Source organism: Kitasatospora sp. NPDC001660 (assembly GCF_053596725.1).
Genome location: NZ_JBSFGU010000034.1, coordinates 1 through 13,032, shown reverse-complemented (window position 1 = coordinate 13,032; position 13,032 = coordinate 1). Strand labels below are relative to the sequence as shown.

Here is a 13,032-nt window from a genome sequence, read left to right as displayed (position 1 = left end):
CCCGAACGCCCGCCCGCCACAAAGGACTTACTTGGTTGCGCGCTTCGCGAGAAAGGCCTCGACCTCGGCGCGGATCTCCGGGGTGTCCAGGCCGCGGACGGTCATCGTGGTGCGGCGGCGCAGCACGTCGTCCGCCGTGTACGCCCACTCGTTCTCGGCGGCGTAGGCGACCTGGGCCCACACGTCCGGGCCGTCCTCGTGGATCGGCCGGCCGAGCTCCGGGTTCTCGTCGATCATGCGGGCGATCTCGAAGGACAGGGTGCCGTAGTGGCTGGCGAGGTGCTTGGCCACCAGCGGCTCCATGCGCGAGCCCGGCTCGCGGTCGATGAGCAGGCGGTGCGCGACGGCGTTCGGCGCGCCGACGCCCGGCAGCGGGACGGTCGGGGCGATCGGGGACATGTCCTCGCCGAGGCTGGTGCCGGGCACGTGGGCCAGCTTCTCCAGCACGGTCCGGCCGATGTGCCGGTAGGTGGTCCACTTGCCGCCGGAGACCGACAGCATGCCGCCGCGGCCTTCGGTGACGACGGTCTCGCGCTTGGCGGCGGCGGTGTCGCCGGGGCCGCCGGGCAGCACGCGCAGGCCGGCGAAGGAGTAGGTGATCAGGTCGCGGTCGAGGTGCTCGTCGCGGATCGCGTGCGCGGCCTCGCCCATGATCTGGTCGATGTCCGCCTGGGTGGCGCGGACGTCCTTCGGGTCGCCCGTGTACTCCTCGTCGGTGGTCCCGAGCAGGACGTGGTCCTCCCACGGGATGGCGAAGGAGACGCGGTACTTGTCGATCGGGATGGTCAGCGCGGCGCGCCACGGGGCGCGGCGCTTGACGACGACGTGCGCGCCCTTGGAGAGGCGGATCGACGGCGCGGCGCCGGCGTCCTCCATCGTGCGCAGGTGGTCGACCCACGGGCCGGTGGCGTTGAGCACCAGGCGGGCGTTGACGCCGAACTCGCTGCCGTCCAGGCGGTCGCGCACCTCGGCGCCGGTGACCCGGCCGGCGGTGAAGCGCAGGCCGGTGACCTCGGCGTGGTTGAGCACGACGGCGCCGGCGTCCACCGCGGCGCGCACGGTCATCACGGCGACGCGCGAGTCGTTCATCTGGTGGTCGCCGTAGACGGCCACCGAGCGCAGGCCCTCGGTGCGCAGCGCCGGCACCTGCTGGGCGGCGTGGGCGGCGGTGGAGACCCGGCCCATGCCGTCGCGGAAGGCGGAGAGCGCCGAGTACAGGAACACGCCGGCGCCGAGCTTGGCGGCGCCGTGCGGGCCGCCCTTGTAGACCGGCACGAAGAAGGTCAGCGGGTTGACCAGGTGCGGCGCCACGTCGGTCGAGAGCGCGCGGCGCTCCTTGTGGTTCTCCGCGACCAGCTTGACCGCACCGGTCTGCAGGTAGCGCAGGCCGCCGTGGACGAGCTTGGAGGAGGCGCTGGAGGTGGCGCCGGCGAAGTCGCCGGCGTCGACCATGGCGACCTTGAGGCCGGCCTGGGACGCGGTCCAGGCTACGGCCGTGCCGAGGATGCCGCCCCCGATCACCAGCAGGTCGTAGGTGGCCTTGCCGAGCAGCTCGCGGGTCTCGGCGCGGGAGGCGGTGCGGCCGGCGGTGCGCTCGGCGCCCAGGGTCGGGATGGTTGCCATGGTGGTTGTGTACGGCGCGCTGGTCGGGCGGCGCCGTTACTCCTCTCGTGTGCGGTGCGGCCCCTGCGGAGAGGCCGGTCGGCCCGGTGCGGCGGGCCGGTGAAACGCGGTGACACCAGCTGTTCGGACAGCGGGCAGCCGGTCGGGGCGCGGGGCCCCGACCGGCTTCACGGTCAGTTGTTCTCTTCCTCCTCCACCCAGCCCATGGTGCGCTCCACGGCCTTGAGCCACTTCTTGTACTCGCGCTCCCGGGTGGCCTCGTCCATGCGCGGGGTCCACTCGGCGGCGCGGTGCCAGTTGGCCCGCAGGGTGTCGAGGTCGTTCCAGAAGCCGACGGCGAGTCCGGCCGCGTAGGCCGCGCCGAGGGCGGTGGTCTCGGCCACGTACGGGCGCTCGACCGGGGCGTTCAGGACGTCGGCGATGTTCTGCATGAGCAGGTTGTTGCTGGTCATGCCGCCGTCGACCTTGAGGGCGGTGAGCTCGACCCCGGAGTCCTTCTGCATGGCGTCGACGACCTCGCGGGTCTGCCAGGCGGTGGCCTCCAGGACGGCCCGGGCCAGGTGGCCCTTGGTGACGTACCGGGTCAGACCGGCGATCACACCGCGGGCGTCGGAGCGCCAGTACGGGGCGAACAGGCCGGAGAAGGCCGGGACGAAGTAGGCGCCGCCGTTGTCCTCGACGGTGTTGGCGAGGGTCTCGATCTCCGCGGCGGTGGAGATGATGCCGAGCTGGTCGCGCAGCCACTGGACGAGCGAGCCGGTGACGGCGATCGAGCCTTCCAGCGCGTACACCGGGGCCTGGTCGCCGATCCGGTAGCCCACGGTGGTCAGCAGGCCGTGGTACGAGTTGACGATCTTCTCGCCGGTGTTCAGCAGCAGGAAGGTGCCGGTGCCGTAGGTGGACTTGGCCTCGCCCTCGTCGAAGCAGGTCTGGCCGAACAGCGCGGCCTGCTGGTCGCCGAGCGCGGAGGCGACCGGCACGCCGGCCAGGTCGCCGACGGCCTCGCCGTACACCTCGGCGGAGGAGCGGATCTCCGGCAGGACGGTCATCGGCACGCCCATCGACTCGGCGATGCTCTCGTCCCAGGCCAGCGTCTTCAGGTTCATCAGCATGGTGCGGCTGGCGTTGGTGACGTCGGTGACGTGCTTGCCGCCGTTGACACCGCCGGTGAGGTTCCAGATCACCCAGGTGTCCATGGTGCCGAAGAGGATGTCGCCGGCCTCGGCGCGCTCGCGCAGGCCCTCGACGTTGTCCAGCAGCCAGCGGATCTTCGGGCCGGCGAAGTAGCTGGCCAGCGGGAGGCCGGTCTCGCGGCGGAAGCGGTCCTGGCCGACGTTGCGGCCGAGCTCGCGGCAGAGGGCCTCGGTGCGGGTGTCCTGCCACACCAGCGCGTTGTGCACCGGCTCGCCGGTGTTCTTGTCCCACAGGACGGTGGTCTCGCGCTGGTTGGTGATGCCGATGGCGCGGATGTCGTCCTTGGTCAGTCCGGCCTTCTCCAGCGCGCCGCGGACGACCGACTGCACGCGGGTCCAGATCTCGGCGGCGTCGTGCTCGACGTAGCCGGGCTGCGGGAAGATCTGGCTGTGCTCCTGCTGGTCGACGGCGACGATGCGGCCGTCGGCGCCGAAGATGATGCAGCGGCTGGAGGTGGTGCCCTGGTCGATCGCGGCGATGTAGTTGCCAGTGGAGGTCATGGGAAGGGTCCTCGGCTCGGGTCGGGGGATTACGGAGTGGGTGGGCCTGACACGGTCGTCCGGTCAGTCCCCGTGCTCGGCGGGTTCGAATCCGGCCTAGAAGACGGCGTTGTACAGCAGGCCGGCCAGCGCGCCGCCGGCCAGCGGGCCGACGACCGGGATCCACGCGTAGGACCAGTCGGAGCCGCCCTTGTTCGGGATCGGCAGCAGCGAGTGCACGATGCGCGGGCCGAGGTCGCGGGCCGGGTTGATCGCGTAGCCGGTCGGGCCACCGAGGGAGAGGCCGATGCCGACGACGGTCAGGGCGACGACGAGGGTGCCCATGCCGCTCTCGCCGAGGCCCTTGGTGGTGCCGAGGGTGAGGATCGCCATGCAGAGCACGAAGGTGCCGATGATCTCGGTGATCAGGTTCTGGACGGGGTTCCGGATCTCGGGACCGGTCGAGAAGATGCCGAGCGTGGGCTCCTCGTTGGCCTGGAACTGGCCGAGGTAGGTGAGCCAGACCAGCACGGCGCCGATCATCGCGCCGAGCATCTGGGCGCCGATGTAGAGCGGCACCTGGCTCCAGTCGCCGCTCTTGACGGCGAGCGCGATCGTGACGGCCGGGTTGAGGTGGGCGCCGGACTTGGCGCCGGTCATGTAGGCGGCGATGAGGACCGCGAAGCCCCAGCCGAAGGTGATCGCCAGCCAGCCGGCGTTGACGGCCTTCGACTTCTTGAGGGTCACGGCGGCGCAGACGCCGCCGCCGAGGAGTATCAGGGCGGCGGTGCCGAGGGTTTCGCCGACGAAGACGTCGCCGTTGGAGAACGCGGACACAAAGACTCCCTTGTCCATATGGCCCGGAGGTGCGGGTGGGGGCGGGCGGCCGGACGATCGCGGTGTGGGTGAGCGCACTGGGGGAGTGATCTTCCCGGCCATCGTTCGACAATGTCGACCGTCATGCGGAAGCTTCCTCTGCGGGTCGCCCCCACGTCAAGGCGGGGTTACGCAGCTGTGACCCTTGTCCCGACCCGTCCCCCGAAGTTACCCAGCGGAGCGCCCCGAACCGGGGCAAAACGCCAAGGCGCGGACAGGCCTCCCGCCCGTCCGCGCCTCAGCGTGACGAATTCGACTGCCGGCGCTCAGAAGCGCCCGGCCCCCAGATCGCGCGAGATCGCCCGCGCCGCGCTGCGCACCGAGGCCACCAGCGACGGCTTGACGAAGCCGTCCTCGCACACCCGCTCCACCGGTCCGCTGATGCACACCGCGCCCACCGGATTGCGCCGCCGGTCCTGGATCAGCGCGCCGATCGAGGCCACGCCGTCCCAGGTCTCCTCGATCGAGTCCGCCCAGCCGCGCTCGCGGATCAGCGCACACTCGGCGTCCACGTCGGCCGCCTCGGTCAACGTCCGCAGCGTGTACGACTCGTACGGCCCGTTGCCCAACTCCCCGCGCGCGACGGGGTCGTAGGCCACCAGGACCTTGCCCAGCGCGGTGCTGTGCAGCGGCTGCATCGAACCGACCTCCAGCACTTGCCTGGTGTCGTCCGGCCGGAACACGTGGTGCACGATCAGCACGCCCTGCTGGTGCAGCACCCCGAGGTAGACCGTCTCGCCGGCCGCCCGGGCCAGGTCGTCCGCCCACACCAGCGCCCGCGCGCGCAGCTCGTGCACGTCCAGGTAGCTCTGGCCGAGGCGCAGCAACTCGGCGCCCAGCTGGTACTTGCCGCTCTCCGGGTCCTGCTCGACGAACCCCTCCTGCTGCAGTGTGCGCAGGATGCCGTGCGCGGTGCCCTTGGCGAGGTCGAGCGCCGTCGCGACCTCGGAAAGGCCCAGGCGGCGCTCACCGCCGGCCAGCAGGCGCATGATCGCGGCGGCCCGGGAGAGCGACTGGATCGGGCCGGGCATTGGTACCTCCGCGCTGACAGGCGGTCGACATTGTCGACCGCAGTGGTAACGGGACGAGTTTGCCAGGCGTCCGCCGCTCCGTGCACATTCCCCCTCGGTAACCCGCGCTCGGCCGCCTGTTAACCTCCGCCACCCGCCACCGCCGTCGCCCGCGCCACCTCGGCCCCGGCTCGCTCCCGCCTCCAGTCTCGTCGCCGACCCGTTCCGGTCCCGGTCCCAGCTCAGTCCCGCCCCACCGCGACCTCCGCCGCCAGCGCCGCGATCCCGTCCGGCCCCACCCGGCAGCACCCGCCCACCAGCCGGGCCCCGTCCGCGAGCCACCCGCGCACCCGCGCCGAACGGAACGTCGGCTCCCCGCGCCAGCCCCGTATGTCCGGGTCCCATCGCTCCCCGCTGTTCGGGTACACCACCACCGGCTTGCCCGTCACCTCCGCCGCCGGCGCCACCGCCAGGTCCGCGTCCTGCGGCGTGCAGCAGTTCACGCCCACCGCCAGCATCTCGTCCACGTCCTTCGCGAGCGCGAACGCCTCGGCCAGCGGCTGCCCGGCCCGCGTCCGGTCGCCCGCCACGCTGTACGACAGCCAGGCCGGCACCCCGAGCCCCCGGACGACCTCCAGCATCGCAGCCGCCTCGTCCGTGTCCGGCACCGTCTCCAGCGCCAGCACGTCCGGGCCCGCCGACGCCAGCACCTCCAGCCGCGGCCGGTGGAACGCCACCAGCTCCGCGACGCTCAGCCCGTACCGCCCGCGGTACTCCGAACCGTCCGCCAGCACCGCCCCGTACGGCCCCACCGAGGCCGCCACCCAGCGCCGCCGCCCGCCCGGCTCGCTGCGCGCCGCCTCCCGCGCCAGCTCCACACTGCGTGCCAACAGCCGCGCCGACTCCGCCCGGCCCAGCCCGTGCCGCGCGAAACCCTCGAAACTCGCCTGGTAGCTCGCGGTGATGGCGACCTCCGCCCCGGCCGCGAAGTACGCCCGGTGCGCCTCGACCACCGCCTCCGGCGCGTCCGCCAGCAGCCGCGCGGACCACAGCCCGTCCGACAGGTCGTGCCCCTGCGCCACCAGCTGGTTCGACAACCCGCCGTCCAGGACCACGGGACCCGCCGCCAGCGCGGTGGCGAAGTCCGACGGGGGAGTGGCGGGCATGGCGGCCTCCTCGGGAACGGGTCGCGGCTGGTCACAGCCTAGAAGCCGAGCGCCCTCGCCCGCCCGGAAAACCGTTTGCCGCGTCGGAACGGAGTCGCTACGTTGTGCTCATCCCGAGAACGACAGTGCAGTCCGGCGTCGCCGAGCGCAAACGAAGTCGAACACAGCCGATGCCGAGCGCACGAGAAGCCGAACGCACGAGCAGCCGAACGCACGAGAAAGCAGCACGGAGGTCCCGCCGATGGGCGCCGACGAGCCCCGCCCGCCCCACGCCGGTCCGCAATCCGAGCGCGAATGGCTCGCCGCCTACGACCCACGCGCCTACACCCCCGTGGCCGTCACGGTCGACGTCGTCGCCCTCACCCTGCGCGAAGGCGGCCTCCACGTCCTGCTCGTCGAGCGCGCCGCCCCGCCCTTCCAGGGCTCCTGGGCGCTGCCCGGCGGCTTCCTGCGCGCCGGCGAGGAGAACCTGGACGAGGCCGCCGCGCGCGAACTCGCCGAGGAGACAGGCCTGGTGGGCAGCTCCGACCTCGAGTCCGCACTCAGCCGCATCCACCTCGAACAGCTCGGCACCTACGGCGCCCCGCACCGCGACCCGCGCATGCACGTCGTCTCCGTCGCCTACCTCGCCTTCGCCCCCGACCTGCCCGACCCCCAGGCCGGCACCGACGCCGCAGCCGCCGCCTGGCACCCGGTCGCCGACCTCGACCTCGGGCCCGGCGGCCGCCCGGAGACCGCCGCTGCGCCCGCCGACACCCACGGGGGTGGTGCCGGCGGGCACAGCGGCCCCACCACACTCGCCTTCGACCACGCCCGCATCCTCGCCGACGGCCTCGACCGCGCCCGCGCCAAGATCGAGTACAGCCCGCTCGCCACCGCCTTCCTGCCCCACGACTTCACCATCCCCGACCTCCGCGCCGTCTACGAGGCCGTCTGGGACGAGAAGCTCCACCCCGGCAACTTCCACCGCAAGGTCCTCTCCGTCCCCGGCTTCGTCGAGAGCACCGGCACTACCACCGAACGCGGCGGAGCCCGCGGTGGCCCCCGCGCCCGCACCTACCACGCCGGCGACGCCCACCTCCTCCACCCCGCCCTGCTGCGCCCCGCCCGCGAGGAGGAGGTCCGCTGACCGTCCACCGCCCCTGCCGGACTACCATCCGGTCATGACCACCGACGACGTGACACGCACGGTCAACCGGCCCTTCTCCCACTGCCACTTCTGCGGAACGCCCTACCCGACCGGCACCGACGGCTGGCCCCGCACCTGCCCCGGCTGCGCCGAGATCAGCTACCGCAACCCACTGCCCGTCGCCGTCACCGTCCTGCCCGTCACCCGGCCCGACGCCGACCCCGCCCTCGTCGTCATCCGCCGCACCATCGAGCCCGGCTACGGCGAACTCGCCTTCCCCGGCGGCTACATCGACTTCGGCGAGACCTGGCAGCAGGCCTGCGTGCGCGAACTGCGCGAGGAGACCGGCATCCTGGCCGACGCCGCCGACATCACCCTGGTCTCCACCGCCTCCGACCCGTACGGCCGCTTCGTGTTCCTCTGCGGACTGCTCCCCGTCCGCCCCCTCGCCGAACTCCCGCCCTCGCGCCCCACCGAGGAGACCGACGGCTGGCTGCTCGCCCACCCCGACACCCGGCTCGTCTGGGACTTCCACACCAACGTCTCCCGCGCCTGGTTCAACGGCGAACTCACCCACCGCTGACCAGCCCGCCACTGCCGCGGCGGACCCTGGCGCAGCGGCCGCTCACATGGCATGGTCTGCACCGACAGCCCAATCGGACGGGCCTGCCACAAGCACTCCCGTCCCCACCACCGGCCGGGAGACCACCACCGTGAGCACCCCCCTCCAGGACCAGCCGCTCTGGCGCCCCAACCCCGCTCGCGCCGCCGCGACCAGCCTCGTGGCGTTCCAGGCCTGGGCCGCCGAGCACCACGGCGCCCCGGCCGCCCCGCTCGCCCCGGCCGACGACGACCAGCAGGCCGCCGAGCGCTACGCCGCCCTGCACGCCTGGTCCACCGAGGACCTCGGCCGGTTCTGGACCGCGGTGACGCAGTGGTTCGACGTCCGCTTCACCGAGGCCCCCGGGACCGTCCTCGCCGACCCGGCCATGCCCGGCGCCCGCTGGTTCCCCGGCGCCCGCCTCAACTACGCCGAGCAGGCCCTGCGCGCCGCCGAGGACCCGGCGAACACCGACCGCCCCGCGATCCTCCACCTCGACGAGACCACCGACCAGCCGGCCGTCCTCACCTGGTCCGAACTGCGCCGCCAGGTCGGCTCCCTGGCCGCCGCCCTGCGTGCTCGCGGCGTCGGCCCCGGCGACCGCGTCAGCGCCTACCTGCCCAACATTCCGCAGGCCGCCGTCGCCCTCCTCGCCACCGCCGCCGTCGGCGCGATCTGGACCAGCTGCGCCCCCGACTTCGGCGCCCGCAGCGTCCTCGACCGCCTCCAGCAGATCGAGCCCGCCGTCCTGTTCGCCGTCGACGGCTACCACTACGGCGGCAAGGACCACGACCGCACCGACGTCGTCGCCGAGCTGCGCCACGAACTCCCCACCCTGCACACCGTCGTGCACGTCCCCCTGCTCGGCGCCCCCGCCCCCGAGGGCGCCCTCCAGTGGGACGACCTGATCGCCGACGACGTCGAGCCCGTCTTCGAGCCGGTCCCCTTCGACCACCCGCTCTGGGTGCTGTACTCCTCCGGCACCACAGGCCTGCCCAAGGCCATCGTCCAGAGCCAGGGCGGCATCCTGCTCGAACACCTCAAGCAGGTCGGCCTCCACCTCGACCTCACCCCGCAGGACCGCTTCCTCTGGTACACCTCCACCGGCTGGATGATGTGGAACTTCCTGCTCGGCGGCCTCCTCGTCGGCGCCACGATCGTCACCTACGACGGCAGCCCCGGCCACCCCGACACCGGCGCCCTCTGGTCGGTCGCCGCCCGCACCGGCGCCACCGTCCTCGGCACCTCCGCCGCCTACGTCATCGCCAGCCGCAAGGCCGACCTCCACCCCGGCCGCGACCTCGACCTCTCCGCCGTCCGCTGCATCGGCACCACCGGCTCCCCGCTCCCGCCCGACGGATTCCGCTGGATCTACGACGAGGTCAAGGAGGACGTCTGGCTCGCCTCCGTCAGCGGCGGCACGGACGTCTGCTCCTGCTTCGTCGGCGGCGTCCCCACGCTGCCCGTGCACCTCGGTGAGATCCAGGCCCCCTGCCTCGGCGCCGCCGTCGAGTCCTGGGACGTCCAGGGCAGGCCGCTCACCGACGCCGTCGGCGAACTCGTCGTCACCAAGCCCATCCCGTCCATGCCCACCGGCTTCTGGAACGACCCCGAGGGCACCCGCTACCACGACAGCTACTTCGACGTGTACCCCGGCGTCTGGCGCCACGGCGACTGGATCACCGTCACCTCCCGCGGCACCGTCGTCATCCACGGCCGCTCCGACTCCACCCTGAACCGCCAGGGCGTCCGGATGGGCTCCTCCGACATCTACGAGGTCGTCGAGCGCCTCCCCGAGATCGCCGAGTCCCTCGTCATCGGCCTCGAGGAGCCCGACGGCGGCTACTGGATGCCGCTGTTCGTCGTCCTCGCCCCCGGCGCCGAACTCGACGACGACCTCATCGGCCGCATCCGTACCTCGCTGCGCACCGAGCTCTCCCCGCGCCACGTCCCCGACGAGGTCATCACCGTCCGGGGCCTCCCGCACACCCTGACCGGCAAGCGCATCGAGGTCCCGGTGAAGCGCATCCTCTCCGGCACCCCGCTGGAGCTGGCCGTCAACCCGGGCTCCGTCGACAACATCGACCACCTGCGCTTCTTCGAGCAGCTCCGCCGCGACCGCCAGTCCTGACGAACGCCGAAGGGGCGCTCTCCACCGGGAGCGCCCCTCCTCTTGCTTCTCTCTTCCCCTACTCGCCCGAGAGCACCTGCTGCGCCGCGGTGCGCGCCTCGTCGGCGCTGTCCGTGGCCCGGGCCGCCTCGGCGGCCCGACGGCACTGCGCCAGCGTGTACTTGGCGAGCGTGGCCCGCACGTACGGGATCGACGCCGCGCCCATGGACAGGCTGGTGACGCCCAGACCGGTCAGCACGACGGCCAGCAGCGGGTCCGAGGCGGCCTCGCCGCACACGCCGCAGCTCTTGCCCTCGGCCTGCGCCGCCTCGGCGGCCACGGCGATCAGGTCGAGCAGCGCCGGCTGCCACGGATCCTGCAGCCGGGCCAGCGCGCCCACCTGACGGTCGGCCGCGAAGGTGTACTGCGCGAGGTCGTTGGTCCCCAGCGACAGGAACTCGACCTCCTGGAGGATCGCCCGCGCGCGCAGCGCGGCCGACGGGATCTCCACCATCGCGCCGAACTTGGCATCCAGACCGGCCTGACGACACGCGTCCGCGAAGTCCCTGGCGTCCTTGCGGTCGGCCACCATCGGCGCCATCACCTCAAGGTGCACCGGCAGCCCCGCGGTGGCCTTGGCCAGCGCGCGCAGCTGCGTCTGCATGACCTCGGGGTTCTCCAGCAGGGTGCGCAGACCGCGCACGCCCAGCGCCGGGTTCGGCTCGTCGGCCGGGGTGAGGAAGTCCAGCGGCTTGTCCGCGCCCGCGTCCAGCGCCCGGACGACGACCCGGCCCTCCGGGAACGCCTCCAGCACCTTGCGGTACGCCTCGACCTGCTTCTCCTCGCTCGGGGCCTTCGCCGAGTCATCGAGGAACAGGAACTCGGTGCGGAACAGGCCCACGCCCTCGGCGCCGCTCTCCAGCGCGGCCGGCACGTCAGCCGGGCCGCCGACGTTGGCCAGCAGCGGCACGCGGTGCCCGTCCGAGGTCCGTCCCGGACCGGTGGACGCGGCCAGCGCGGCCTTGCGCTCGGCGGCGATGGCCCGCAGCTCGTCCTGCTTCTCCTGCGTCGGGTCCAGCAGCACGTCGCCCGAGCTGCCGTCCACGGCCACCACGGTGCCCTCGGCGACCTCGGTCGCCCCCGGCAGCGCGACCACGGCCGGCACGCCCATCGCCCGCGCGAGGATGGCGCTGTGGCTGGTCGGCCCGCCCTCCTGGGTCACGAAGCCGAGTACCAGGGTCGGGTCCAGCAGCGCGGTGTCGGCCGGAGCGAGGTCCCGCGCGAACAGCACGTACGGCTCGTCGCTGTCCGGCACACCCGGCATCGGCACGCCCATCAGCCGGGCGACGATGCGGTTGCGCACGTCGTCCAGGTCGGCGACGCGTCCGGCCAGGTACTCACCGGCAGCCGCGAGCAGCGCGCGGTAGGCGGCGAAGGCGTCGTAGACGCCGCGCTCGGCGCTGCTGCCGACGGCGATCCGCCGGGACACGTCCGCCATCAGCTCGGGGTCCTGCGCCATCAGCGCCTGGGCCTCCAGCACGGCCTGGGCCTCACCGCCGGCCAGGTTGCCGCGGGCGATCAGGTCCGCGGCCACCGCCTCGACGGCCGCCTGGGCACGGGCCTGCTCACGCGGGGCGTCCTCGGTCGGGATCTGGGTGGCCGGCGGCTCCAGCACCGCCGTCCCCATGTGCCGCACCTGGCCGATCGCGACCCCGTGGCTCACACCCACGCCGCGCAGCGTCTTCGTCATGTCACCTGTCTCCGCTGAGATGAGCGGCCCGCGCCGGGAGCCGCTGTGTGGGGGCCGCCCCGTCATCTCGTCCGGGGCGGGTGTGGGGAAAGAAGAGGTCAGCTCCAGTTGAAGAGCTTGTCGCCGGCGCGGACTTCGCCGCTCTCGACCACGGCGCCGAGCGACTCGGCGGAGGCCTCCAGAGCCACGATCGGCGAGATCGGCGACTTGCCCGCGGCCTCGACGTCGGCCGGGTTCCACTTGATGACGGACTGCCCGCGGGTCACGGTGTCGCCCTTGTTGACGAGCAGCTCGAAGCCCTCGCCGTTCAGCTGCACGGTGTCGATCCCGAGGTGCGTCAGCACACCGTGCCCGTCCGCGTCCACGACGACGAACGCGTGCGGGTGCATGGAGACGACGACGCCGTCCACCGGAGCGACGGCCTCGGTGGGCTCGCGCACCGGGTCGACCGCCGTGCCCGGACCGACCATCGCGCCGGAGAACACCGGGTCCGGCACGCCGGCGAGCCCGACGACCTGGCCGGTCAGCGGCGACGTCACAGTGGTCATGGTTTGTGCCTCCCAAGTGCGCAGTACAGCGAAGGGCCGCGAGCAGCGGCGCAACGATCAACTGAAGCCTAAATCATGCCAACTTCGGACATACACTGACATTCTCGGGCGAACTCACACCCTGCCCGCCCTGCCGGCCGGCATCTCACCGACCCGCTAGTGGTCTAGTCCTCTTGGTCGATGCGCCGCACTCTACAGGCATCTTGGCGAACCGGGACCATTGCTGTATATGCTCGCGAGAGCAACAAATCATGCCGCCGACCGGGTGACCCCCGGCGCGCCCCGATTCGCGCTCCGGCGGGCGACCGGCTATGGTTAGCCGAGTCGCCGCAGGTCGGCGGTTAACAGCAGATTTCAGATGCGGAAAGCGCCGGAAACGGCACGGCAAACATCTGGTAAGCTGGAAACACGAAAGAACGAAGCGCCCGGAGGGCCCGCTGGAAGGCGGTCTGAAGGAAGTGTCCGTTCCTTGAGAACTCAACAGCGTGCCAAAAGTCAACGCCAGATATGTTGACATCCCCGGCCTCGATCGTCTGATCGGGGTTG

General features: G+C 72.5%; 11 protein-coding genes. 3 read left to right on the top strand and 8 right to left on the bottom strand.

The features are described 5' to 3' along the window. Nucleotides 1-27: 27 nt before the first annotated feature. From ACWCXH_RS28685 to mmuM, 5 genes are all read right to left on the bottom strand, one after another. Nucleotides 28-1,623, bottom strand: a complete 1,596-nt coding sequence (locus ACWCXH_RS28685) for an FAD-dependent oxidoreductase (RefSeq protein WP_449804375.1) — start codon at nucleotides 1,621-1,623, stop codon at nucleotides 28-30. A 173-nt stretch (nucleotides 1,624-1,796) separates the two neighbouring features. Beyond that, entirely contained in the window at nucleotides 1,797-3,317 is a 1,521-nt protein-coding gene (gene glpK / locus ACWCXH_RS28680; RefSeq protein ID WP_449804374.1) for a glycerol kinase GlpK, read from the bottom strand. A 96-nt stretch (nucleotides 3,318-3,413) separates the two neighbouring features. After that, complete coding sequence (locus ACWCXH_RS28675) at nucleotides 3,414-4,151, bottom strand: MIP/aquaporin family protein (protein WP_449804373.1); 738 nt, start codon at nucleotides 4,149-4,151, stop codon at nucleotides 3,414-3,416. Nucleotides 4,152-4,438: 287 nt separating this feature from the next. Then, the gene (locus tag ACWCXH_RS28670) at nucleotides 4,439-5,203 is read right to left on the bottom strand and encodes an IclR family transcriptional regulator (protein ID WP_449804372.1); all 765 of its coding nucleotides are present in this window, start codon (nucleotides 5,201-5,203) and stop codon (nucleotides 4,439-4,441) included. 221 nt (nucleotides 5,204-5,424) lie between these two features. Then, a complete protein-coding gene (gene mmuM / locus ACWCXH_RS28665) occupies nucleotides 5,425-6,348 on the bottom strand; it encodes a homocysteine S-methyltransferase (protein WP_449804371.1) in 924 nt (307 codons plus the stop codon). A 241-nt stretch (nucleotides 6,349-6,589) separates the two neighbouring features. Here mmuM and ACWCXH_RS28660 point away from each other — a divergent pair, with 241 nt between their 5' ends. From ACWCXH_RS28660 to ACWCXH_RS28650, 3 genes are read left to right on the top strand one after another with little or no spacing between them, the layout of a single operon-like run. Beyond that, on the top strand, nucleotides 6,590-7,477 hold the full coding sequence (locus ACWCXH_RS28660; RefSeq protein ID WP_449804370.1) for an NUDIX hydrolase: 888 nt from the start codon (nucleotides 6,590-6,592) through the stop codon (nucleotides 7,475-7,477). A gap of 34 nt (nucleotides 7,478-7,511) precedes the next feature. Further along, entirely contained in the window at nucleotides 7,512-8,060 is a 549-nt protein-coding gene (locus ACWCXH_RS28655) for an NUDIX domain-containing protein (protein ID WP_449804369.1), read from the top strand. A 46-nt stretch (nucleotides 8,061-8,106) separates the two neighbouring features. Next, nucleotides 8,107-10,209 (top strand): acetoacetate--CoA ligase, encoded by a 2,103-nt coding sequence (locus ACWCXH_RS28650; RefSeq protein WP_449804368.1) that lies wholly within the window; start codon nucleotides 8,107-8,109, stop codon nucleotides 10,207-10,209. Between the two features lie 58 nt (nucleotides 10,210-10,267). On the opposite strand, the gene ptsP is transcribed toward ACWCXH_RS28650, so the two are convergent. The 3 genes from ptsP to ACWCXH_RS28635 form a co-directional block, all read right to left on the bottom strand. Continuing rightward, a complete protein-coding gene (ptsP, locus tag ACWCXH_RS28645) occupies nucleotides 10,268-11,938 on the bottom strand; it encodes a phosphoenolpyruvate--protein phosphotransferase (RefSeq protein WP_449804367.1) in 1,671 nt (556 codons plus the stop codon). 98 nt (nucleotides 11,939-12,036) lie between these two features. Further along, the gene (locus ACWCXH_RS28640; RefSeq protein WP_449804366.1) at nucleotides 12,037-12,486 is read right to left on the bottom strand and encodes a PTS sugar transporter subunit IIA; all 450 of its coding nucleotides are present in this window, start codon (nucleotides 12,484-12,486) and stop codon (nucleotides 12,037-12,039) included. A 341-nt stretch (nucleotides 12,487-12,827) separates the two neighbouring features. Then, on the bottom strand, nucleotides 12,828-13,032 hold a 205-nt coding region (locus ACWCXH_RS28635; protein WP_449804365.1), incomplete at its 5' end, for a hypothetical protein.